Raw genomic sequence first — 23,689 nt, 5'->3', positions numbered from 1 at the left:
TGAAGGATCATTAATAAATCCAGGACTTAAGTCCTAGATTTATTAATGATGGGGCTCCATATTTAAACAATCCTCTCATCTCAACCCTATTTCTGCAACATATTTTACTTTCCCAATATTGCTGCGATCCAACAACAGTACTGCTAATTACCTTCGATAAACGTGCTTATTTTTATGGTCCAACGGCCTATTAGTAAGTATAAATAAGCTGGATACCCCAGGCCCTAGCGCGCCACCATTCTGGCATTTTAATCCCATACAATTCGCTCATCCCAAACAACCATACTCCGGGTAAGTTGATACTTAATCTATAAAATCTATGAAAAGGAAACTCCTACTTATTTGCCTTACTTATTTATCCATGTCTGTAAATGCACAGGAAACTTTGAAAAGTGTAACAGATAGTGGAAATGTCACGAATAACTACCTGATTATAAGCGGGCAAAACAAGATGCCATTGAGTGGAAGTGGACTCGAGCTATTATACAAGTCAGATACAGGTGGTGTGGTAAGAGCATATGACAGAACCCTGAATCGACCTTTACCACTCTTTTTAAATAACCTTGGAGGAGTAGTAACTACAGGTGGTAGAACGCTTATTAATAATCCTGTTGATGATGGTATACACGCACTTCTTGTTAATGGAAATGCGGAAATTCAAAATGGGAGCATGATTGATCTCAATACTTCTACTACTTATGCGCTGCGTGTTTTACAAGCTGGAATGAGGTTGGGATTAGGAGCAGATAGTAACTTTGCCTATATACAGAGCTTTGCAAACAAACCCGTACAAATTAACAATCAAGGAAACAATACGATCATCAACGCTAACAATGGGAATGTTGGTATTGGTACGCTCAACCCGCAGTCGAAATTAGCGGTAGCAGGAACTATCACCGCACAAAGGGTGAAGGTTACTGCTACAGAATGGCCTGATTATGTATTTAGTACCGATTATAATCTACCTTCTTTACAATATGTGGAAACCTTCATTAAGAAGAATGGACACCTGCCTAATATTCCGACCGAACAGGAAGTTAAAAAAGAGGGGGTGGATATTGGCGCCATTAATAAACAATTGTTACAAAAGGTAGAAGAATTGACACTGTACATAATTGATATGCAAAAACAAATCAATACCCTGAAAGAAAAAAATAGCGCTCTGGTAGGCAAATAGACCATAGACCTTTGGAATCGAACTGTTGACGAACCTGTATCCCCGAAATTTTCTGACCTATACATCATTGTTGTTATGTTTTGTAAATTCCCTGTACTCAGCATGTTCCTATGTATGCTGTTTTTCAATACCACAGCACAATTTCAGAATAATATCCCCCAGGTCAAGCCGCTTTCTCCGAATGCAGCATCCATTTTTAAAGTGCTGGAACGCCCTGTTGGCAACTATACAGGAACGGTTCCTATTAGCTTTCCTTTAATGAGTTTACAAAGCGGCTCTCTGGGAGCGGCGATATCGCTGGAATATAACAACACAGGAGGCATTCGGGTGGAAGAAGCGCCTGGCTGCGTAGGCCAGGGTTTTAGTCTCTCTGATGGAGCGGGTAGAATTGTACAAACTGTGAATGGTATAGAAGACGACAGATTATATGGTCGCCTAAGCTATATCAAGCCATCCGCTTTCAATTGTGCCAATCTCACAGATGTATGGGACGCCACAATCCTTCCACGAGACCAGGAACCGGACATATTCTATTACAATTTTAATGGTAAGAGTGGAAAGTTTTTATTCCGGGAAGATGGCAGTATTCTTATCTCTGATAACGCAGGGATCAAAATAGAATATGATACTGCTGGTATCCCGAATAATGGCATCCGGCATTGGATCATTACAGATGAAAACGGACGTAAATACTACTTTGGTAAAAATAAAAACAAGACAGCCAGTTATTACAACACAAGTGACTATACTTACACAAGTGTTAGTAACCCGAGTAATACAAAACAAGGGACATCTTCTTATAGCTGGTACCTGACTGAGGTATATGATATGAACGAGGAAAGTATATTAAAGTATAGTTATATACTTTCCGGAGGCCTATTCAACACCTTCTCTGGCGGCTTTTTGGAGGTCGCACCACTAGATCTCATTTCCGGCTTTAATGTAAGCAGTGACAGGGCCCTGGTACAAACCAGGGTTGGCGAATACCAATTATCCCGTATTGATGGGAGTACTGGCTACATCTTGTTGAACACAGATACCAACCGGATGGATGAAAATAAATGGGTACCTAAAGTAAACAGCATTGAGTTGTATGATTTAAACGGGATACTCAGAAAACGGGTAGCTTTTAACATGGGATATTTTAGCGCAGCTGAAGATGTTTCTGTCAGAAGACTCAAATTGAATGGATTTACCGAATCTGGCGGTATTGGATCAGATAGTGCAGTGTATAAATTTGAATATAATGAGGACTTCAATTTACCAGCTAGAATGTCTGGTGCAGTGGACCATTGGGGGTATTTTAATAATCAATACAATAGTTACGTCTATTTTCCCAATTATGTTTACAAGTATAAAGGTGTAACGTACCATGGTTCGGGACAGGCGGACCGCTCCGCAGTACCAGCTTATGCGGCTTCCAATATACTTACCAAAATTATTTTCCCTACCGGTGGATACCGGGAGTTCTCATATGAAGGAAACACTGCGCTGCAGATAACCAACTGGGAACATTACCAGGATGATCTTTATACGCTGACACAACAATTCACCCGGACAGACTTCCTTAATTATATTGATGATCCGGCCCCCTGTATGGTGCACGAATTTACCATCAACAGCACCGATGGAGGAGCCTTGCTAAACCTCTTTCTAGATGCTAACGGATATGATTGCAGTAGTGTTCATATGAAGTTATTTAAGCTTAACTACCCTGGTGATGCGTATGGTTATGAGATAAATAATCTCTATGGGTTATCCCCCTGGACACTGGATATACAAAATGGATATTACCGGATAGAGGTATATAAATATGGTAATACCTGCTCACTCACAGCTATTAACGGTAGTTGGGTAGAATCGACTTTACGTACAGATTCTATTGATACGCCCTATGGATACTTTAATAAAAACAATCTGAATGTAGGTGGTGTCAGGGTGAAAGAAATCAGGGACTATGATCCGGTGAGCAATAAAACCAATACAACACGATATAGATATCAACTGTATTCTACCGACTCAACTTACACCTGTGGCTTGTTAAGCACTCCTCTACATTTTATCTCGTCGCAGAATCCGGGATCGATGAGTGGTAGGTTTTTGGCTTTGCACGCGACCAGTAACTATCCGCTGGCAGCACAGGGGGGATCGTATGTTGTATACCCTGAAGTGAGGACCATTGAAGATGGAAATGGTTGGGTAGACAGAACCTTTAGTTTTCTGGCAGATGAATCCTTTGACGCTTTTCCACTGGTTCCACCTGTTGACAATAGCTCATCGAGGGGCTTGTTGTTGAGTGAACGCTTCTATAATCGGAGCGGGACGCTTGTGAAACGGACAACATATGATTATGGCGCAGCAAGTCCGGGTGGTGCAACCGGTATAAGATTTAAGTCGTATTACCATGATCTTATGGATCAATGGCATACAGACAGGGAATGGCCTCGTAATCAGAGTGAAATACCTTATAATGCCGACTGCAATTTTTTTCAAACTACAGTAAGCAGTTACGTGCTCAATCGTAAAATAGATTCCTTGTTCACCCCCGCCGGTACATTTGTCACCGTTACAACCAATAACTATGATCTTTATAAAGACCAGCTGTTACTCAGGCAGGTACAGACCGGACAAAGCGATGGTACTATAAAAAGCAACACTTACCACTATCCTTATACTGCCAATACAGATTTTGTATGGGGACTCACACCCGCTGAACAAAACATGAAGGCCTCCTTACTGGGTAAAAATTATCTGCAGCCTTTGGAAAACGTGGATTCAGTAGCCACAGCAATTACCAGTGGCGGAAAACTCAGTTTCAGTTTATTCAACGGAAATAAAATTCATCCTGGTGTTTACCGTCAGTATAATACCCCGCAGGATTATATAGAAACGAATTTTTCAGCTTATGATGAAAAGGGAAATCTTACTGAGCAATATAAGACCGGTGATACAAAGGACGTGTACCTCTGGGGATATAACAACAGTTATCCGGTGGCTAAGGTAACAGGCAGTACTTATTCCACTGTAGCCGCATTGGTCAATAATGTCATCATACAGCAAACCAATATCTCCGATGCCGCTATGCGTGCAGAATTGAACAAGATCCGCATTGGCCTTGCCGGCACCCCTGCGTTAGTGACTACTTATACCTATGTTCCACAGCTGGGCATGACCTCCGCCACAGACCCTTCCGGAAAGATTACTTTTTACGAATACGACAGCAAGGGAAGGTTGAAACTTATCCGGGACCAGGACAGCAATATCCTGAAACAGCTGGATTACCAATATCAACAGCCTGTAACACAATAGCGTTAACCTCTTAAAACAATTTGTATGCGTCATTTATGGATACTGTTTTCATGTCTGTTGCATGTCGTTTTCCTTTCTGCACAGAATAAGCCCGGAGGCAGTGCTATTCCCTCAGCTGTACCGGTGACTGTTCCCGCAGCCTATACAGGTGCAAAAATTAATTATATCCGTACATGGGAGCCGTCTATGCCGATTTCCAATCCAACTATAGTAGTTAATACCGGTAGTATTGACCAGGTGAAACAACAGACCCAATATTTTGATGGGCTGGGCCGTCCCCTGCAAACAGTCGTGAAAGGCATTAGTCCTTCCGGAAAAGATCTGGTGACACCGATTATCTATGATGTTTATGGAAGAGTACAATATGGTTATCTGCCCTATGTTTCTCCGGACAATGGAGACGGCAAGTTCAAAACAGATCCATTTAATGCCCAGGCACAGTTTCATTTGAATAACGCCAATGCTCTCGGCTCCGGAGAATGTATCTATTATAACCGCACTACTTATGAAGCTTCGCCGCTTAACCGGGTATTAAAGACTTACGCGGCCGGTAATAGCTGGGCTCTGGAAGGTGGCAACAAACCTGTTGAACAGCAGGTATCAGTAAATACAACCGCAGACGCTGTCCGTATCTGGCACATCGCTGCAGGAGATCTGTTTCCTGCTACCTCCAACGCCTACACGCCGGGGGCTTTGTTAAAAAACATAACGATTAATGAACAGGGAGAGCGGGTAGTAACCTTTACAGACAAGGCTGGTCATATGATCCTGAAGCGGGTGGCCCTGTCGGCAGTTGCTACTGATGGCCCTAGCGGATGGTTATGTACTTATTATGTGTATGATGATAATGAAAATCTGCGCTGCGCGATTCCGCCTAAGGCTGTAGAGCTGATGGGTAGCACCTGGGCACCGGCTTCTGTGAAAGACTTATGTTTTTTCTATCGTTACGATGAACGTAAGCGGATGATCATGAAAAAAGTGCCGGACGCAGATTCATCAGAGATGGTATATGATATAAGGGACAGGTTGGTATTTTCGAGAGATGGTAACCTGCAGAACCAGTGGCTGGCCACCTTTTATGATGAGGTAAACAGACCAGTGATGACCGCCCTGTACAATACAAGCGCCGGCAGAGCTCCCCTGCAGACCGGTATGAACAGCACTTCCGGCGGAACACAGACTCTTACCCATATTGTACCTCCCATTACAAACCTTGTGGTGGCTTCTTTTGACGGGAGAGCCAGGTATGTGGCTGCCAACAGTATCACGGCAGAAGCAGGTTTTGATACTGGTCCTGGTGCCTCCACTACACTGGAAATAGATGGTACTGCCAGTCAAGCTAGTGTCAGTGTGAACGCCAATAACCCTTTGCCGGGTATCAGCAACGGCGATCTGGTACCACTTACCTACACCTTCTATGATAACTATGATTTTCCGGGAGCTCAAACTTTCCAATCCGGCGAAGCTGCCTATACAAAAGCCGGCAGCAATCCCTATCCCGTAAGCAACAGTATTGCCAGTAACTATACCAAAGGGGTAGTGACTGGTACACGCGTCAAAGTACTGGGTACCACCGACCAGTGGATCGTTACCACCCTGTATTATGATGATAAAGGCCGGACCATACAGCAGTTAAGCACTAACGTGAGCGGGGGAACGGATATCACTACCAATTTATATGATTTCAATGGGAAGCTGTTAAGCAGCTATCTCCGTCATCATAACCAGCGCAGCGGTACCATATCCGAGCTCAGAGAGCTAACCATGCTGCATTATGATGCGGCAGGAAGACTAGACTCAGTAAAGAAACGACTCAATGATACCAGTGTTCTCAAAACGGTGGCTGTTAACACCTACGATGAGTTAAGCCGTCTTCTGACCAAACGTTTGGGCATTACCAGTAGCACCTCGCAAATGGAAACACTTACCTATGACTATACTCAGCAAGGCTGGCTAAAAGGCATCAACCGGGATTATGTCAATACTGCCGGTAGTACGACCAATTGGTTTGGTGAAGAGTTGAGCTATGATCAGGGATTTACCACCAATCAGCTGAATGGCAACATCGCAGGCGCCAAATGGAAAAGCCGGGGAGATGGCATTGCCCGCTCCTATGGTTATAGTTATGATCCGGTAAGTCGACTTACGGTGGCCGACTTCACCCAGCAAAACAGCGGCAGCGGCAACTGGACCAATGACCAGATTGATTTCTCCGTGAAAGATCTTTCCTATGATGCCAATGGTAATATCCAGTACATGACTCAGAGGGGAATGGCCACCAATCTGATACAAACCATTGACAGCCTGAAATACGGCTATGTGATTAATAGCAATAAGCTCTCTTTCGTCACCGACCGAAAAAACAATCCTCAGAGCCAGTTGGGTGATTTCAAAGAAATCAGCAACGATGAAAGCGCCGATTACAGCTATGATCAGAATGGTAATCTGACCACAGATAACAATAAACACATCACCGGAATTACCTATAATCATTTAAATCTCCCTCAAACCGTCACCATCCCCGACAAGGGTACCATCCGTTACCTGTACGATGCATCAGGGAACAAACTGAGAAAAGAGGTAACAGATATCAGTAGCGGTGTCTCTAAAACCACGACTACTGATTATATAGCCGGCATAGTTTATCAAAATGATACCCTACAGTTCCTTGCCCATGAAGAAGGTCGTATTCGAGCCTTAGTGACAGCAGGGAATCCCATTGCATTCCGTTATGATTACTTTCTTAAAGACCACCTGGGCAATATACGTACTGTACTGACGGAGCAGACAGACTTTTCTATGTATACCGCCACCATGGAAACAGGAGCCGCCGCAAAAGAGAATATATTATTCAGCAACATCGACAACACCCGTGTGAACAAACCTTCGGGCTATCCAACAGATGAAAGCGCCGGAGCCAATGCTTCCGTCGCTAAACTCACTGCTGCAGATGGCGGCCGGAAGATAGGCCCTTCCCTGGTACTCCACGTGATGGCAGGTGATACCATCCAATTAGGCGTAAAAGCGTTTTATAAATCCCCAGGCCAAGACAAAAAATCTTCAGCTTATATGCCGGCAGAAGCTATGCTGGCTGACCTTATCCATACCTTTACTCCCGGCGATCAGATGGCCGGTCCACACAGTGCTGCTACAGAGCGCCCGTTCACCCCTTTTGACAAAGACTTCTATAACAACCATTACCAACAGTTAAAAGATAACAACACCGATAAAACACAAGCCTCCCGGCCTCGTGCCTATTTAAATTTTGTGGTGTTTGATGAACAATTTAAATTAGTGGAAGGCAACAGTGGTGTTCGACAAGTCAAAGCAGCTCCGGATCAGCTTCAGACCTTATCTACAGACAAAATCCCCATTCAACGTAATGGCTACCTGTACGTATATACGAGCAATGAAACCCAGGAAGTATTGTTCTTTGATAATTTAATGGTAAGCCAGATCAGTGGTCCATTACTGGAAGAGACACATTATTATCCGTTTGGGCTGACGATGGCGGGAATTAGTTCGAACGCATTGAAGGGGACGAATTATTCTAAGAACCGGAGAGAGTTTAATGGTATAGAGCATACAACCGATTTAGACCTTAATCAGTATGATGCTTTTTACAGAAATCTGGATCCTCAGATAGGAAGATGGTGGCAGGTTGATCCGAAAGAGAATGATGCAATATCTCCGTATACAGCTATGGAGAACAACCCGATTAGATATAGCGATTTTTTAGGCGATACGACAATGCCTGGTGCCGGTTTCTGGAGAAATATCTGGGAGGGAATTAAAGAAGGAGGAAGATCTACCAAACAATGGGTGAAAAGTTTAGGTACATTAGACGGTTGGGGTAACACCTTAGATGGAATTGCAGCATTTTCACCTTTTAATGTAGATGAGGGGTCTGTCAATGCCAGAACTCACATGATAGACCAAGCTGTAAATTATGTAGCAGATATTCCTAATAAGACAAAGGATCAAATAGGACATGATTTAGGTTATGGTGCTGAAAAAGTCGGGGAGAGTGTAATAGTCAGCAAAGGTGGGACCTTAATTGAAAATGGAGCAAGGGTATTAGGGGAGGTCGCCGAATCGGGTAGTAGTTTGCTACAAGGCGGTAGAACCTTTGCTCAATACAAGGCAGCAAGAGGTGGAACAGAAACACTCGCCAGAATCCCTACATCGACTGGAGTTCAAAGAGTCAGTACTGAATTTCACCATGTTTTTATAACGCAAAGGGCGCAAAGGGCATATAATATACCTAACTGGCTAGTTAATAACAGACTAAATGTTTGGAAGGTGAATACAGTCCAACATGCGCTTATAGATTCATATCGATACAATTTTTTAAGAGCTGGATTTAAGTCAGATGTAGGTTGGTTCAGAAGGTATAATTGGTTTACAAAATTTTAGATTAAACAAAAGATGTTCGGATTATTCAAAAGAACAAAAATCGAACTTTGGGAAACAGAATTACTTCGTAACACGCTAATGGCACTTCCCAAAGAATATTCAGCATTAATAGATCAAATTAATGATGGTTTATTTAGAGGTGTGCTTGTTAATGTAAGTGATATCCCTGGGTTTGTTGCTTTTACATTTAATTCAGGCGTTTTGAAAAAATATGAAAATGAAAATGAAAATGACTATAAACTCACTAATATAAAAGTATTTGATGATAAAACATTAAGTTTTGTACCATATGAAATTTACGTTTCAGCTGGTATGATTAGTGGATATTCTTTAGGTGAAGGAGAGAAACACAAGATTGTTACCAATAAAATTGATATTGCAGATTTTAAAAAGGAAATTCTTGGAGAATCTGATTTTGAACGAATTATAAACATCTTGACTGAGCAAGAGAAAGCCAGAATGAATCCATCTGAAGTTTATGTTGTTTTTATAGGGGGCAAAGAATTTTTCCACATCAAGGATTTGGAAGATGGAGACTTCATAGGAATAGATATTGAAAAAAGAGTTTACAAAATTACACATGACCCAATGGAAGTAATTCCTCTTGATGAAAATATAGTCGATATTTTGAGTCGGGACGTTAATATTTAATTTCAGAAGAACATCAGCCATATAATAAAAGTAACCCTCACAAATAACCGGGGCCACCCTTTTTATCAAGAGTGGCCCCGATTCCAAATCAGATCATATTATTTCAGCGTAGTAACGTCTTTTTCTTCTATCTCTGACAGCACGGAAGTTTTAGTAATCGGTGTATTAACTTGTGTGCGGGCTTTTACCCATCTACCCAGAGAAGGATTGTAAACACCACCCAGCTTAACAAAAATTCCATCTGTTGAAAGATACGACAGGAAAACACTGTTGGTACCTGCTTTAAAGAAAGGCTGGTCCTTCAGGGTGATAGGGTCCTTGATATCATAAAAGTCGTTGTTGGGAATACGGTATCCTACGGCAGGCGGACCTGCTGAATAGATACTACCACCGCCGCTGATGAAAATAGCATCTACCGGTACGGTAGCGGCTGTAACTTTAGTGCCCTCAAATACGGCGATACCAAAGGCGTTGCCACTGTTGGCCAGCAGGTTGCCGGTTTTGGTGCCAAAGTCATCACCATCCACTTTGGAATAATCGGTCATTCTTACCCAGTTAGCATCGCTCAGTACGGTAGTTTTATCTCCCATGATCATTTTGGTGGTACCTCCTACATAACAGAACTTGCCCTTAGCAACTTTTCCGGATGTAATGTTGATTTTATAGGTACGCAGACCGCCGGTAGCCCAGCCATTGGTAGGGAAACCTGTCGGCGTAGAGGCGTTGGCGTTATTGTTTGTTACCAGGCAATATGGAGTAACAGAGAAGTCGATGTCCTGTGTTGCCAGCAGCTGAACATATTCATAGTTGGCGTCTGTACTGATCGGATCGTTTACAAATCCGGAGATTACCAGTGGTGTGAGTGTTACAGCAGAACTTAACACGGTGATATCATCCGCGCTACGCAGTCTTAACTGCGGCGCCAGCGTATCGCCGGAAGGTGCGTTAAACACGATACCGAAATAGTTGGCGAGGAAAGGCACCGTATTGTCCGCAAAAGTGGCGGTATTTTCCGTGTGTACTGTAACGTTACCAAAACCATCGGTCAGCACCTTTTCGCCACGGATGGCTACCGGGCTTGGTGGCAGCGGGTCCAGCCCACCTTTGATCACTACAGAAAGCGTACTTTCATAGTTGTCCGGAAAAGCGAGTAGCTGACTGGAGGTCACCCTGTTCAGCGGTATTTTGAGGCCGGAAGCCACTTTAGTAATAGCGCTATTGTTGATACCGCTCAGTTGCAGAACACCATTCACTCTTTTCAGCACAGCACCTTCCACATTGATGATCACGGAGTCGCCGGGTACATACTTTGCAGCATCTGCACCCAGTGCGATACTGATACCTCTGATTTTGGAGAGACGGCGGGAATCCTGTACCACGAGCAAACCGGCAGGCATATTACCACCGCTATGATCAGAAATCACTACAGCGGCCAGTTTACCGGAACCGTCCATGTTTTCCCGGGTCAAAGTCACATCACTGCCTTTATATAAAGTCCGTATATCCAGAATACCGATATATTGACTGATCTCCCCACCGGGATAACTTTCTTTCTTACATCCCCATAAAAGCACCAGGGAGCATAACAAAGAGAAATATATATTGATATTGATCTTGTTCATTATTTACCTTTTTTGCGCAATAATTTTTCCTGCATTACGGTTTCTGCCACCATACCTGGGTAGAGATCAGGTCCGCACCCTGTGCTGCCACGGCAGCTTTATAGTTGCTGGGGTTAGCGGATTGTACAAACACCGGATAAGTCATCCTTGCCGGCATGATACCATTGTTTTTCAGACCATTTCCTTTCGGCAGCACCGGGTGGCCGGTACGGCGGTATTCAAACCACTGTTGCATGTCGGTGAGGAAAAGCGCGTAGTATTTCTGCAGGTGTATTTTCTCCATCTTCTGGTCCAGTGTTTCGGATTCGATCCACTGAATATCAGCAGCAGCCAGCCAGGTAGTAATAGGGCCAGTGAATTTAGGCACCCATTGTGTAATGGAGTTCATCGCTCCGTTGTTATAGTATTGGTCAGCAGCTCCGCTGATCCATCCTTTGGCAGCAGCTTCCGCGAGGATAAAGCATACTTCCGGATAGTTCAGGATCATACCTGTCATCGGATCGTTCATGAGACTAGGTGCACTGAGGGTAGACACATAGGAGTTGAAATAACTCATCTTCTGAGGATTTTCTCCCGGTGCGTATCCGCTGGGAACACCCTTGAACATGCCACTATAGGGAACAAGGGCCCATCTGTTGTAACCATTGGCGCCATAAGTAGGAATATCGATGCGCGGATCATTCCAGGCAGCCAGGTGATCTATAAAGAAACTAGCCACACCAGGTGAACGGAAGTCCTGTTCACGTACGTTCAACAGCGGTGATACCAGCGGCCCTGCACCAGTCCAGCGCAGGATGGCAGACTCGTCGTTGTTAGCCATGATTGGATATTGGGTAGTGTTCACATCTACAATCTCCTTGATCTTCTTAATACAAGTGTCTGCTACTTCTGCTTTGCCAGACAAACGCAGTAATAACCGGAGATAAAGAGAGTTGCCGAACTTACGCCATTTGCCGACGTTGCCGCCATATACCGGATCACTGCCGCCGGGGATGCTGACGTTAGCTTTCAGCAGCTCGTTGGCTTTTTCCAGTTGTTTGAAAATATCAAAGTAGATATCCTTCTGGCGGTCGAAAGGCGGATAGGAAATAGCGCTGTCCTTAGCCATATTGGATTTAAAATAAGGCACATCACCATATGTATCAGTGATCAGGGAATAGACCCATGACTGACAGATAAGGGAGATACCCTGGAACGACTGATTATAAGTCAGTGTATCCGTTGCCGTTGCATACAGGGCTTTAAAATCGGTAAGCCTGCTATACCAGGCGGTATACAGATAATCTGACCAGCTGGAACGGTAATCATAACGGAATACTTTACCTTCCGCGTCATTGATATCTACCGTCACCTGCATCAACTCATTGTTAAAGTTTCTGTTTCTGCTAAGGTTGGCAGAAAGCGTATTTACCAGTGCCGGCGCCAGCAGCTGCTGTGGCAGTGCATGTTCGGTACTGTTAGGGTCGGTATTGATTTCTTCAAAGTTCTTTTTACAGGAAGTGAGCACAGTACTGAACATTACAGCAGCACATCCTATGATATATATGTACTTCTTCATATCCGTTTTTTAGAGGCCAATAATTAGGTTAAAACCGAAGGTGCGGGTAGATGGGAACTGCCCGATTTCAAAGCCCTGGATAATGTCTGTGCCGCTGAGGGTACCAAATTCAGGGTCGAAGATGGGCCATGGTGACCAGATAGCCAGGTTACGACCGTATACGCCCACGGTTAAACGTTGCAGACCGATTTTTTTAGCGGTGGAAGGTTTCAGTGTATAATCCAGTCGTGCTTCTCTCAATTTGATAAAGTCGGTGCTGAAAGTGCTTCCCTCACCGTTATCCTGACCATAGTGAGAACGGTAGTATTCATCGATATTGGTAGCGATGACGTCATTTTTTCTGTAGGAACCGTCTTCATTTAATACTACACCATTACCAATGATACCGCTGTAACGGCCAGGCAGCGTGTTGGTAGTTTTACCCTGTTCTGCCAGTTTATAATGGGTCAGAGAGTGTGCTACAGCACCAAACTGCGCATCAAAGAGGATATTAAAGCTAAACTGCTTATAGGAGAAATTATTCGTTAAGCCCATCTTCCATTTAGGGATGGTATTGCCGAGATATACCACATCGGTGGTGAGCAGTGCCACGCCGGTTTTAGGATCATATACGATCTGTCCGTCCGGAGCGCGCAGATAACCTCTTCCATAAAGATCACCCATGCTGCCACCTACAGTGGCTACGATCTGTCCACCGCCCACAGGGCCGGTTTGCAGCACGATAGAACTATCGGGCAGTGATTTGATAACATTTTTATTGGTAGAGAAAACGAAGTTGGAAGTCCATTTAAAACCACTTCTGGTAGTGAGCGGAGTACCATTGATGGCTACTTCCAGGCCCTTATTAACAACCAGTCCACCATTGATGATGGCGTTGGTGTATCCGGAAGCCGGATCAGTAAAGCGTCTCAGGATCTGGTCTTTGGTACGGCCGGTATATAAAGCCACATCGAAGCCCAGTCTGTTTTTCAGCAATACTACGTTGGTACCTACTTCATAGGTAATGGTACGCAGTGGTTTCAGGTCCGGATTAGCCAGTGTGGAAGGCATCGTCAGACCACCACTGTACAGGCTTCCTGCAGGGGAATAATAATAAGCGGTGGTATAAGGTACAGTACCGCCGCTACCTACACCGGAGGCAGAGAAACGCAGTTTGGCAAAATCAATGGCAGCAGGCAGTTTCGCTACTTCTGACAACACAAAGCTCAGGTTGGCAGATGGATAAAAGAATCCGGTGTTGGCGGTACGGGTAGGTGTTGCCAGTACGCTGTTCCAGTCCTGACGGGCGGTCAGGTCGGCAAACAGGTAGTTTTTATAGGCGCCGGTCACCATTCCGTAGATACTGTTGATCGCATATTTTGACTTCCATGGCATGGTCACAATAGGACCAGCAGCATTGGCCAGTGTGTATACACCAGGATATGTGAGTGAGTCAGCACGGTTCTCATCGCGGTTGTAACTGTTGCGCAGCGTACTTCCACCCAGTGTTGCAGAGAAGTCAAAATCCCTGTTGAATTTTTTGGCGTATTTCAGAAGGAAGTCACTGCTGGCTTCCATAGAGAAGATGTTTTGAGCACGGAAACTACCTTTGGCATATTTGGCGCCAGCACCGTAAGGACGTTGCTGGGAACGCATTTCATAAGACAGGTCCATAGAAGTTCTTACCTGCAGGCTCAGCTCTTTGGTAAAGCTGTAGGTAGCGGTAAAGTTACCGGTAACATTATGCCTGTTGGATTTATTCAGATACTCGTAAGCTACTGCAAACGGGTTGGAAGGATAGCTACTGAAAGGATATTTGATTTGTTTGTTGCCTTGTCCATTTACCCAGTAGTTTCTGAGCCAGTTGATATCCGCATTGGGTTGCCAGAAAATATACCAGTACATCAGCGACTGGTTACCATAACCGGCACCGGGAAGGTTATCACTGAATTTGTTGGTATAGTTTACTTTGGATGATACCTGCAGTTTATCGTTGATTTTGGAATTTACCGACATGGCCAGGCTATTACGTTTATAGCCGGTATTAGGGATGATCCATTTATTGCTAACATTGGTGAAAGAGAAGCGGGCAGTGGTTTTATCTGTTCCACCATCCAGGCTTACGGAGTTCGTATAGGTTTCACCGACATTAAAAAATGAGTTGAGTGTTTTATAGGGTACCCATGGTGTTTTGGTTTTACTCTGTGCTTGTGTCAATGGATCATATTGATAAAACAGCTGACCATCAAAGCGAGGACCATACGAAGAGCTGGTACCACTGGTGCTGGCACCGGAAGGAGAAGTACCATAGGAATAGTAGTCGGATCCATCCAGACCCTGACCATATTCATATTGCAGATCGGGCCAGCGGTTTACCTGCTCAAAAGCATTGTTTGAGTTAACGGCAATACCCAATCCTTTCTTTTTGCTGGCGCCGGATTTGGTGGTAATGATGATAGCACCGTTGGCGCCACGCTGACCATACAAAGCCGCTGCACCTGGCCCTTTCAGCACTGTGATGGAGGCGATATCTTCCGGGTTGATATCATTCAGTCCACTACCATAGTCGGCAGGCATATTATCATTGTTAGTACCATAGGCAGATTCTCCGCTGATAGATGTACGGCGGCCACTTCCATGGTTGATAACCACTCCGTCTACTACGATCAGGGCTTCATTCTCACCGGTGAGGTTGTTCTCACCACGCAGAATGATTTTGTTGGAACCGGTAGGACCGCCATTGGAGCGGATCAGGTTCAAACCGGCTACTTTACCAGACAAGGCATCTGTCCAGTTATTAGACAGGGCATTGGTCAGGTCTTCACCTTTAACAACAGTAGCAGCATATCCCAAAGCCTTTTCATCACGTTTGATACCCAATGCTGTAATAACTACATTATCCAGTTGTTTTACATCACTTCCCATTATCACGTTAACGACTACACGATTACCCACTACCACCTGGTGTGGTTGTAAACCAATAGAAGAGAACATCAGGGTGTCCTTTTCATCTGCATAAATGGTATAGGCACCTTCAGAATTGGTTTGTGTGCCTCTTGAAGTACCTTTTACACGCACGTTTACGCCGGGAAGAGGCGTGTTGTCCGCGCGTTCTCTCACCGTTCCCGTGATCTTTTTCTGCTGGGCAAAAAGTACGGTATCCGTCATCACGAAGATGACGAAGAATAGTAGAAAATTCTTCATTGTGAAGGTTGATTTAAGCTTTAGTTACCGCGCGATAATAACTTTTGTTTAATGTTGATTTTAGTACAGTACGCAATGCGGCCGCCAAAGTAGAGCGAATTCCAGAAAGTTTCACTTATTTAACATTAACGTTGTGTAAACTTTCATTTTCTTTCTTTTTTCGTATAAAAAAGCAGACGCTTTCCTTAAAGGAAAGCGTCTGCTTTTGCTGTAATAACTGACAGGCTTTCAGCACCTATCGACCAATAAATTATCTAGTTCTGTATTTTTTTATCCTGTAGTTGTGAAACAAACGGATCATGTTTTTTTCTTCCACTTCTGTGCAATATTCACTGCGGTTTCAATCATGGCAGGGTCCCACTGTTCTATTTGCCAGGCCGAATGTGCCAGAGAGGAGGAGCTGAGTGCAGTCATTGCAGTTTCATATGAAAGTGCTGTTTCAAGAATATTCGAAAGTTCCAGTTGTTGCTGATACAAAGAGAGATCTTCCTTTACTTCAGGAGGAACAATCAGCGTCTCTGGCAGAAAGGAATTAGCAACAGCAATAGTTTTGTTTTTGTTTTTGATGATATCGTCCATCCGCAGGAAATCGTTGCGGAACGCGATTTTGCTGGCATCGGTGTAGAGTCCCGTTCCCAGCTGTTCCATCACTACATATTTGAGATGGGGACAAAGATCTATGGCTTTCTCCAGATACGCGAACACTTCCTCCGGAACGGCATCATCATGGGTATCACGACGGATATTTCTGCCAGGTGTTGCAATAGAGTTTTCCCAGCTGCCGCCAGAGATATGGATTTCCCGGACCCGGTGCAGTGGATACAACATGCTGATATCATCAAAAGAAAGATTAAAATTATGGACCTGACAATAGAGATTGTGCAGGTCCAGGATGATAAAGCCGTTGACCGGTTCCAGGAGTTGGTCCAGGAAGGCGCCGTGTTTTTTTACTTCCTCAGGAGAATAGGAGAAGGCCAGGTTTTCAAGGCCCACAGGGCAACTACAAGCCTCACAGATCCTTTTCAGCCGGTCGCGTCCTATGTCCAGGGTAGCAGTGGTATATGGTATATTCAGGGGAGCTCCGTGATGGAAATCTTTTCCTGTCATAAAACCAAAATGTTCTGTCACATGATCAAAGTGAAAATCATTGCTCACCTTTCTCAGGTGCTTCAACCAGGATTCCTGCTCTGGCAACCATTTTCCGGAGAAAAGAGAAAAGAACACACCATGACCTATGAGTCTGTTTTCCTGACTGTAGGCTGTCAACAGCTCTTCAAACCAGGAAGGCACTTCTGTTACATTAAATAAAGTATCAAATGCCCATTCAATGGCTTCTACCCTGGATGCTTCCATTAATGGAAGACAGGCGGCCAGTATGTCGTTGTCGAGATTACAGGCTACTGTTGATAATATTTCCGGCACCTTCTATGAAATTAATCAACCCATACCGCAACCAGGGCAATTGCTCGGGATGCTTTTCTTTTCCGTGGCTTCTTTCTTTTCCTCTTTTACAGTAGGAGCTTTATCCTTTTTGCAGGACGTGGCAGTCTGCATCGTGATACCCACCAGGATAGCACCGAGCAGTGATTTGGGCAATTTCATGGTACTGATTTTTTTTAGGGGATGAATAAATGCATACAGTTGCAACTAGTATGTTTATTAAACGGGAACATAAAACAAAAGTTACAGAGAATTTTCAACATGAAAATTTGACGAAATCTTCGACAGCACCAGCATTGCGAGGGATATAAAATATTATATAAAAAATATATCTTCGTTTTATAGAGTCCAACTCTGATATGCAGCATATCAAAATATCCCGATTGCAGTGCTACATATCTATCTAATAAGATTATACGAAAAAACGATACAACATGCAGCATGTGAAGTGCCCCAATTGCGGCGCCACTACGTTTACACCTCCGGTAGCACCATCCACACAGCGGGAGGCTACAATCGACTGTCAATACTGTAACTCTCAGTTCACTATTCAAAATCCCAATTACAGCCCATCTGCACACAGCCAGCCAGTGGCTACACCTGCTGCGCCGCCCGCCCGAATTGCCAAAGACTGGGAACATAAAGTGGCTATTCTCATAGGTAAGATAGTTGGTTACCTGATGGTTCCCTTTAACATTCTCCTGTGGTGGAACGCCTTTACGAATCAAGGAGTATCCTCATTTTTAGCATTTTTATTCACCATGATCATGTTGGGATTATTCTTTGCAGCTCAGGTGAGTTCAAAAGAACTGGCGCGGAGAAAGAAAGAAGGCATTACTATCAAATAAGGCTATACGAAATAACAAGGGAGACACCATTTACCGGCATCTCCCTTTCAATACGTTTCTACCCCTTACTGGTGTCTTTTGACATCATTAAACTGCCATAATACATTCACGATCTTCCACTCGTCGTTGAGTTTTGCCAGGTGCATGTAATCAATCCAGTCATCGGCATACAACTTTACAGAAGCTGTGTTGGAACTAACATCCAGCAACACCACCTCCTTCCGGGGAGTGGCCGGAAACTTATCACCTTTGACATTGTAGGAAGCCGCCAGCATCACCATTTCATCTGCATGTGATTCACGCAGATACTCCCTTGATTGTCGGGGATACTTCCAGAAGGTACGTTTCACCAGTCGCGGATGCAGACATCTCGCCATCTGCGCGGAGTCAGGCTTGTGTTGGGATTCAATGTAATCCAGCGCTGCCCGCCGGATAGCCAGCGAATCTGCTTTGGTTTGGGCATAGGAGGTGAACACACCGCCCAGCAATAGGACGAGGATACTTGCTACAGTCTTGTTCATAAGCATATCAGTTGATACCAGCAAGGTATTAATGAAGCTGCATATGATGGCTACCGTTTATAAAAAAAGGGAGGTATTTAAACAGAGACCTTAATTCTGTTCCGGACAAACTTTTTTTCGGCTTTCCTCAGCTCCTTATTGGTTCCTATATAATGTTCTTTCTGTTTTTCAACAAGCTTATACCAGTAGGTTGCCGGAATGGAATTATTGGAGTGAAGTTCCAACCTGATCATAATATTATCACTGGGAGATCTGTGGTTATTAATTAATTGACTAAGCAGCGTTTCATGAATGTCTATTTCAGCAGCAAACTCATTCCTTTTCTTATGAATCAGTTGCAGGTATTCTTTTAAAAAATATCCAAATGTCTTCTGCTCATCAAATTCCTTGTTATTGATATAGTCTTCCAAACGAAATTTCAACTGAAGGAGATTAGCTATCAGTTTTTCCCGCTCCGACATCTCAGCCTGCGTCCTTTTCCGGGCTTCCGCCAGTTGTTTTCTAGCCAAAGCCTCCTGCCCAGGAGAAAGTTTTTCAGTCAACACATAATTATCTCCAATATCCGCCAACTTTTTCTTTGTAAGCCCTTTCAAACGCATAGTACATATTTTTTTACGATGTTCAGCAATCTCCCCCCATCCAAAAACAACTGCCAACCGGCATCCAGCATCCCATATTTTTCGATATAGTGTTGCCTGATTTCTGTCTTTGGAACCAATGAGACACAAGCAAATTCACCATATTTTTCCAAACTCAACTGACAGGCAAACCCTATCAGACAACCAACAATACCGTCGTACTTTTTCTTTTTCCCAATATTTTCCCTTGAAGAAGTGATCAGTTTTATCTCAATCCGGGATTCTTCCGGAAAATGGATTAATGCTACCAGCCCAAGAATATCCTCTTCTCCACTTAGTTGTAACTTATATATCGTACTTGATTCCTCTAATACCTTCCAATTAAAGTAAAATCGGCCTTTAGGTAAGGATTTTACTTCATCTTTCATCATGCTGGTTATTATGACACTTTTTCTTTTATCTGAAACAAGTTCAATAATTTCCATTACCTAAAATACAAAAAACTTTACAAAAAATGTAAAGTTTTTTTTTGCAGATAGCATAATAGCCAGACTTACTTTTTCACTACCCGAAGCCCCAGATTACTAAAGGAAGCTCCGCGTTTTACACGCCCGATATCCACGGAGTTAAAGAAGCTGCAGGAGTTTTTACTACACCACCAGGAGCCGCCGCGGGCATGCACGACACGGCTGTTTTTTTCATCGGTAGGTGCACGGCCTTCGCAGAATTCGAAGATATTGCCGTATACATCATACAATCCCCAGGGATTGGGCTTAAAACTCGCTACAGGAGCGGTATACAAAAACCCATCGCTACTATCGGCCTTAAGATGATCGCGCCCATGCCATACATTAGCATAAGTGGATATCTCCAGCAGATCATCCCCCCAGAAGTAGGTAGTGCTGGCGCCTGCACGGGAAGCGATCTCCCATTCATCGAGAGTGGGCAGTCTTACGCCGGCCCACTGGCAATAGGCGATGGCGTCGCGGTAACTGATACAGGTTACAGGATGATTCATTTTACTGGTAATCCCACCCCGGCTGATACCATTAGGATAACGCCAGTAAGCAGTACTATCTTCCAGCCAGCGGAATTCGCGAAGGCCAGGCTCAAATACCAGCGCGTTTTTCAGGCGTTCCGCATCGGTGACATAACCAGTGGCTTGTACGAATTTTTCAAAATCAGTATTCGTAAGTTCTGTGGCGGCGATATCAAATCCATCGGTATGTACAATCCGCAAAGGATTCATGGGGTAATCCTTCTTCCCTACCTTATACTCTCCTGCCGGCACATGCACAAAGGCAGGAGACTGGCCCTTAACAGCATTTACCCCGGCCAGCATCAGCAGAACCGGGGTAATATGTTGTAAACAATATTTCAGGAACGTCTTCATTTGCCGCGGGTGCTATAAAAATCTCTGGCCCTTTGCATGATCAGGTCTTCATTGGCCTTGTTAAAATCAATATAAGACTGATAGTTGCCGTCATCACCATACAGTTTGCGATATGACAGCGACGTCATGAAAGGCTTGTATTCATTGTTTTTCAGCAGCAACATTAACAGGGTCAGCAAGTCCCGGTCTTTATGGTCTGCATTGTAGAGATCAATGATAAAAGGAATCATCTCCCATCCATTGACTTCCGTGATCGCCATCTTATAGTTGGCGCCCATTCTTTTGCTGCGGTTCACCGACTCTTTGATCAGTGCCATCACGGAATCCCGATTGCTGATCAGGAACTTGGACTGACGATCGCTCCAGACAGATTCGTTAAAACCCTCTGCCATCTGGCCGAATATCTTCTTGTCTTCATCCTGTATAGGCGGACGCACATCACAGTTCTGAGCAGAGATCTCCGCATGGATCAGGTGGTAGGTAAACTTCTCCCGGAGGGAAAGCCCCATATAATCCTTGTTGCTGAGCCGGAGGCTCTCATCGTCACCGAAAGGGGTCTTGTCAATCAGTGCTTTTACTTTTGCCAGTCCGTATGGTGGCACTGTTTTTTTTCCTCTGTAGTCGCCATAAGACTGGCTTGTTTTGCTGGGATCCCTGTATTCGGTCTCTTCCTGGGCAGAAAGACGCAATACTCCAAAAAGGGCGGCTACAAACATCAGATACTTCATTAGTATATTCGATTTTAGACCGCTAAATTAATTGTTTATTGCTATTATTTTACCCTTCTGGATTCGTTTTCCAATCCGGAGCTACGTTCCCTTGATTTTGCCAGTTTTATGTTACCAAAACGATAACTGAAGCCTAGTCTTAACTGACGGGAGTCTTCCATACCACGGTTCCGGTAGTACAGTCCATCAAAATCACGAACCCCATACCAACGGTAAGTCTGGAAGAGATCATTGATACCCACCCTGACAGTGGCATTGCCTTTCATTATTTTACGCTGTACCCCGATATTCACCTGCCAGTTGTGTTTACTCCGTTGAAAACCACCGTAGATGTCCGGAGACTGGTAGTTACCGCTGATTTCCGCCTGTGTCTTTTTATCAAGATCAAACACCTGCTGCACATTCAACAGTACAGTATTTATACGCAGAGTAGCCTTGCGCAGCTCATCAAAACTGATGATATTCTGTTTGTGGAAAACATTCACATTGGCTGTGATATTCCACCAGGGCAAAGGAGACACACTGGAAGAAATATTCAGGGACAGCAGATGCTGGGAACCCACATTTTTAGGTGTCATCACCATTCTGTTACCAGCCAGGCTGTCTGTTACCGGTACAAACATATCCTGTCTGTGTGTATACGTTAACGTAGCTGCCAGTATGCCGGTGGCATTGTATCCCAGCGTAACACTGTTGGAATACTGTGGACGCAGGAAAGCATTACCCTGCCAGGACGATAATTCATCAAGCTGATAACTGAAAGGATTCAGATCTGTATAGGTAGGCCGGTCTATCTTCCGGTTGTACAACAGGGTGAAGTTATGTTCCTCCGACTGGCGGAAAGACAGCTGCATGGATGGGAAAAAGTCCAGGTAACGGTTGTTTACCTGTTGCACGGTATCTTTGGCAGTAGATAAACTTTTAGCATTTAATACGCCATCAGCTGTGGTTTGTTCTGCTCTCACACCAGCCTGTATTTTCCATTTGCCCCATTGCTGGTCGGCCATCAGATAGGCGGCATATACTCTTTCTTCATAACGGAAGGTATTACTCTTCAGATCATTCAGATAATCCACATCATTCTTCACATCAAAAATCTGTACCCAGTTATCACTGATAACCGCATTGCCTTTCACACCAGCATACAACTTTCCACGATGCAGTGGTTGTTCATAATCAGCTTTAACACCGTAAATGTTGATATCACTATTGTTAAAAGTACGCAGGGTATATCTGTCCGTTTCTGTTACACTGTCTGCTTTAAGAAAGTGGTTGTACAGTATGTTTTTGATACGGGCGCGATAGTAGCCGTAATCGAGGTCTGTAGTGAACAGGCGGCCGGAGGTATCTTTATACTGGTAGTTGAAATTGTAGTTTTTCCAGTTTTGTTTCTGGGAATAATAGTCGTTAGTAGCCTTTAGCATGGACTGCAGTTTTTCTGTGGCAGCATCATGCAGATAGGTGGTGGTGTTTGTCATGCCTGGCCCGAAATACAGGTTGGCATTCATCATCAGCCCTATGGTGTGACGGCTGCTGATGTTATAATCAATACCTGCCTTAAAGTTCACCGGATTGCGCATATCTACATCGCGGGTGCGGTTATCAGTGATTTCTCCTTCCTGAATACGGTAAAAGTCGTATTCCATGTTATGATAACCGAAATAATGGTTGTAGTTACCATAGAGATTAAATTTACCGGTGCGGTAGTTGAGATTAAGAGCTGCTTCTGTTTTGGGTGTTTCCCCGAAATGCATACCGGCAGCGATATCGCCGTTAAAGCCGGTGGCTGTATTTTTTTTCAGGCGTATGTTGATGATACCACCGCTGCCGGCGGCATCGTATTTACTTGACGGATTAGGCAGCAGTTCTATACTATGTATATTGGCCGACTGTAATGATTTCAATAATGCAGCGAGTGCATCACCCTGCATATAACTGGGTTTGCCGTCGATATACACTGTCACGCCGGACTTACCATTTAAGGAGATACCATTGGTAGGGTCTACCATTACGCCCGGAGAGCGTTTCAGCAGTTCCAGGGCATTACTCCCGGCGGCATTCACACTACTACTGACATTATACACGACTTTCCCATCCTTAAATTCCACTGTCTTCTTTTTGGAAACAACAGCGATCTCTTTCAATTCTTTAATGGTGGAGTCTTTTTTTTGGGCAGCTACATACGTGGGAAGGCTCACCAGCAAACACAAGATAAATTTATGCATACAGTACAATCAAATGGCAAACAAAATACGGTGTCATCCG

Annotated in this window: 16 protein-coding genes; 5 read left to right on the top strand and 11 right to left on the bottom strand. The window is 44.1% G+C overall.

The window, feature by feature from the left end; all coding sequences use genetic code 11:
- Positions 1-319: 319 nt before the first annotated feature.
- The 4 genes from DF182_RS17210 to DF182_RS17195 all read left to right on the top strand — a co-directional run bounded on the left by DF182_RS17210 (position 320) and on the right by DF182_RS17195 (position 9,553).
- Positions 320-1,177, top strand: a complete 858-nt coding sequence (locus DF182_RS17210; RefSeq protein ID WP_147243461.1) for a tail fiber protein — start codon at positions 320-322, stop codon at positions 1,175-1,177.
- Positions 1,178-1,279: 102 nt separating this feature from the next.
- Entirely contained in the window at positions 1,280-4,486 is a 3,207-nt protein-coding gene (locus DF182_RS17205; RefSeq protein ID WP_161964169.1) for an RHS repeat domain-containing protein, read from the top strand.
- A gap of 24 nt (positions 4,487-4,510) precedes the next feature.
- Positions 4,511-8,902: a DUF6443 domain-containing protein gene (locus DF182_RS17200; RefSeq protein WP_113617085.1), complete on the top strand. Its 4,392-nt coding sequence runs from the start codon at positions 4,511-4,513 to the stop codon at positions 8,900-8,902.
- A 12-nt stretch (positions 8,903-8,914) separates the two neighbouring features.
- Positions 8,915-9,553, top strand: coding sequence for a hypothetical protein (locus tag DF182_RS17195; protein ID WP_113617084.1), 639 nt, complete (start codon positions 8,915-8,917; stop codon positions 9,551-9,553).
- A 98-nt stretch (positions 9,554-9,651) separates the two neighbouring features.
- Here DF182_RS17195 and DF182_RS17190 read toward each other — a convergent pair whose 3' ends face one another.
- The 5 genes from DF182_RS17190 to DF182_RS32340 all read right to left on the bottom strand — a co-directional run bounded on the left by DF182_RS17190 (position 9,652) and on the right by DF182_RS32340 (position 17,518).
- On the bottom strand, positions 9,652-11,175 hold the full coding sequence (locus tag DF182_RS17190; RefSeq protein WP_113617083.1) for a DUF5689 domain-containing protein: 1,524 nt from the start codon (positions 11,173-11,175) through the stop codon (positions 9,652-9,654).
- 34 nt (positions 11,176-11,209) lie between these two features.
- A complete protein-coding gene (locus DF182_RS17185) occupies positions 11,210-12,733 on the bottom strand; it encodes a SusD/RagB family nutrient-binding outer membrane lipoprotein (RefSeq protein WP_113617082.1) in 1,524 nt (507 codons plus the stop codon).
- Positions 12,734-12,742: 9 nt separating this feature from the next.
- Positions 12,743-15,916 carry a SusC/RagA family TonB-linked outer membrane protein gene (locus DF182_RS17180; RefSeq protein WP_113617081.1) on the bottom strand — a complete coding sequence of 1,058 codons (3,174 nt, stop codon included), beginning with the start codon at positions 15,914-15,916 and terminating at the stop codon, positions 12,743-12,745.
- A 297-nt stretch (positions 15,917-16,213) separates the two neighbouring features.
- On the bottom strand, positions 16,214-17,338 hold the full coding sequence (locus DF182_RS17175) for a multinuclear nonheme iron-dependent oxidase (RefSeq protein WP_245957479.1): 1,125 nt from the start codon (positions 17,336-17,338) through the stop codon (positions 16,214-16,216).
- A gap of 15 nt (positions 17,339-17,353) precedes the next feature.
- A complete protein-coding gene (locus tag DF182_RS32340; protein ID WP_153260007.1) occupies positions 17,354-17,518 on the bottom strand; it encodes a chryseobasin-related MNIO class RiPP peptide in 165 nt (54 codons plus the stop codon).
- A 272-nt stretch (positions 17,519-17,790) separates the two neighbouring features.
- Here DF182_RS32340 and DF182_RS17165 point away from each other — a divergent pair, with 272 nt between their 5' ends.
- Positions 17,791-18,204 carry a hypothetical protein gene (locus DF182_RS17165; RefSeq protein WP_113617078.1) on the top strand — a complete coding sequence of 138 codons (414 nt, stop codon included), beginning with the start codon at positions 17,791-17,793 and terminating at the stop codon, positions 18,202-18,204.
- 65 nt (positions 18,205-18,269) lie between these two features.
- Here the strand turns inward: DF182_RS17165 and DF182_RS17160 are convergent, their stop codons facing one another.
- The 6 genes from DF182_RS17160 to DF182_RS17135 all read right to left on the bottom strand — a co-directional run bounded on the left by DF182_RS17160 (position 18,270) and on the right by DF182_RS17135 (position 23,649).
- Positions 18,270-18,725 (bottom strand): nuclear transport factor 2 family protein, encoded by a 456-nt coding sequence (locus DF182_RS17160; protein WP_113617077.1) that lies wholly within the window; start codon positions 18,723-18,725, stop codon positions 18,270-18,272.
- A gap of 77 nt (positions 18,726-18,802) precedes the next feature.
- Positions 18,803-19,324, bottom strand: coding sequence for a hypothetical protein (locus tag DF182_RS17155; RefSeq protein ID WP_113617076.1), 522 nt, complete (start codon positions 19,322-19,324; stop codon positions 18,803-18,805).
- The gene (locus DF182_RS17150; protein ID WP_113617075.1) at positions 19,315-19,734 is read right to left on the bottom strand and encodes an N-acetyltransferase; all 420 of its coding nucleotides are present in this window, start codon (positions 19,732-19,734) and stop codon (positions 19,315-19,317) included. Before DF182_RS17150 ends, DF182_RS17155 begins: the two co-directional genes overlap by 10 nt.
- Positions 19,735-19,856: 122 nt before the next feature.
- A complete protein-coding gene (locus DF182_RS17145; RefSeq protein ID WP_245957478.1) occupies positions 19,857-20,696 on the bottom strand; it encodes an SUMF1/EgtB/PvdO family nonheme iron enzyme in 840 nt (279 codons plus the stop codon).
- Entirely contained in the window at positions 20,693-21,424 is a 732-nt protein-coding gene (locus DF182_RS17140) for a hypothetical protein (RefSeq protein WP_113617074.1), read from the bottom strand. The genes DF182_RS17145 and DF182_RS17140 overlap by 4 nt, the downstream gene beginning before the upstream one ends.
- A 44-nt stretch (positions 21,425-21,468) precedes the next feature.
- Positions 21,469-23,649, bottom strand: a complete 2,181-nt coding sequence (locus DF182_RS17135; protein WP_147243460.1) for an outer membrane beta-barrel family protein — start codon at positions 23,647-23,649, stop codon at positions 21,469-21,471.
- Between the last annotated feature and the right edge of the window lie 40 nt (positions 23,650-23,689).

The organism is Chitinophaga flava (assembly GCF_003308995.1).
Classification (GTDB): Bacteria; Bacteroidota; Bacteroidia; order Chitinophagales; family Chitinophagaceae; genus Chitinophaga; species Chitinophaga flava.
Note: the sequence above shows the minus strand (reverse complement) of the source record. Positions and strands in the feature narration are given on the sequence as shown.

Excerpts from the sequence above, each read along its gene's own strand:
- DF182_RS17210 (WP_147243461.1), top strand. The coding sequence starts at position 320 with ATGAAAAGGAAACTCCTACTTATTTGCCTTACTTATTTATCCATGTCT.
- DF182_RS17205 (WP_161964169.1), top strand. The coding sequence starts at position 1,280 with ATGTTCCTATGTATGCTGTTTTTCAATACCACAGCACAATTTCAGAAT.
- DF182_RS17200 (WP_113617085.1), top strand. The coding sequence starts at position 4,511 with ATGCGTCATTTATGGATACTGTTTTCATGTCTGTTGCATGTCGTTTTC.
- DF182_RS17195 (WP_113617084.1), top strand. The coding sequence starts at position 8,915 with ATGTTCGGATTATTCAAAAGAACAAAAATCGAACTTTGGGAAACAGAA.
- DF182_RS17190 (WP_113617083.1), bottom strand. The coding sequence starts at position 11,175 with ATGAACAAGATCAATATCAATATATATTTCTCTTTGTTATGCTCCCTG.
- DF182_RS17185 (WP_113617082.1), bottom strand. The coding sequence starts at position 12,733 with ATGAAGAAGTACATATATATCATAGGATGTGCTGCTGTAATGTTCAGT.
- DF182_RS17180 (WP_113617081.1), bottom strand. The coding sequence starts at position 15,916 with ATGAAGAATTTTCTACTATTCTTCGTCATCTTCGTGATGACGGATACC.
- DF182_RS32340 (WP_153260007.1), bottom strand. The coding sequence starts at position 17,518 with ATGAAATTGCCCAAATCACTGCTCGGTGCTATCCTGGTGGGTATCACG.
- DF182_RS17165 (WP_113617078.1), top strand. The coding sequence starts at position 17,791 with ATGCAGCATGTGAAGTGCCCCAATTGCGGCGCCACTACGTTTACACCT.
- DF182_RS17160 (WP_113617077.1), bottom strand. The coding sequence starts at position 18,725 with ATGAACAAGACTGTAGCAAGTATCCTCGTCCTATTGCTGGGCGGTGTG.
- DF182_RS17155 (WP_113617076.1), bottom strand. The coding sequence starts at position 19,324 with ATGCGTTTGAAAGGGCTTACAAAGAAAAAGTTGGCGGATATTGGAGAT.
- DF182_RS17150 (WP_113617075.1), bottom strand. The coding sequence starts at position 19,734 with ATGATGAAAGATGAAGTAAAATCCTTACCTAAAGGCCGATTTTACTTT.
- DF182_RS17145 (WP_245957478.1), bottom strand. The coding sequence starts at position 20,696 with ATGAAGACGTTCCTGAAATATTGTTTACAACATATTACCCCGGTTCTG.
- DF182_RS17140 (WP_113617074.1), bottom strand. The coding sequence starts at position 21,424 with ATGAAGTATCTGATGTTTGTAGCCGCCCTTTTTGGAGTATTGCGTCTT.
- DF182_RS17135 (WP_147243460.1), bottom strand. The coding sequence starts at position 23,649 with ATGCATAAATTTATCTTGTGTTTGCTGGTGAGCCTTCCCACGTATGTA.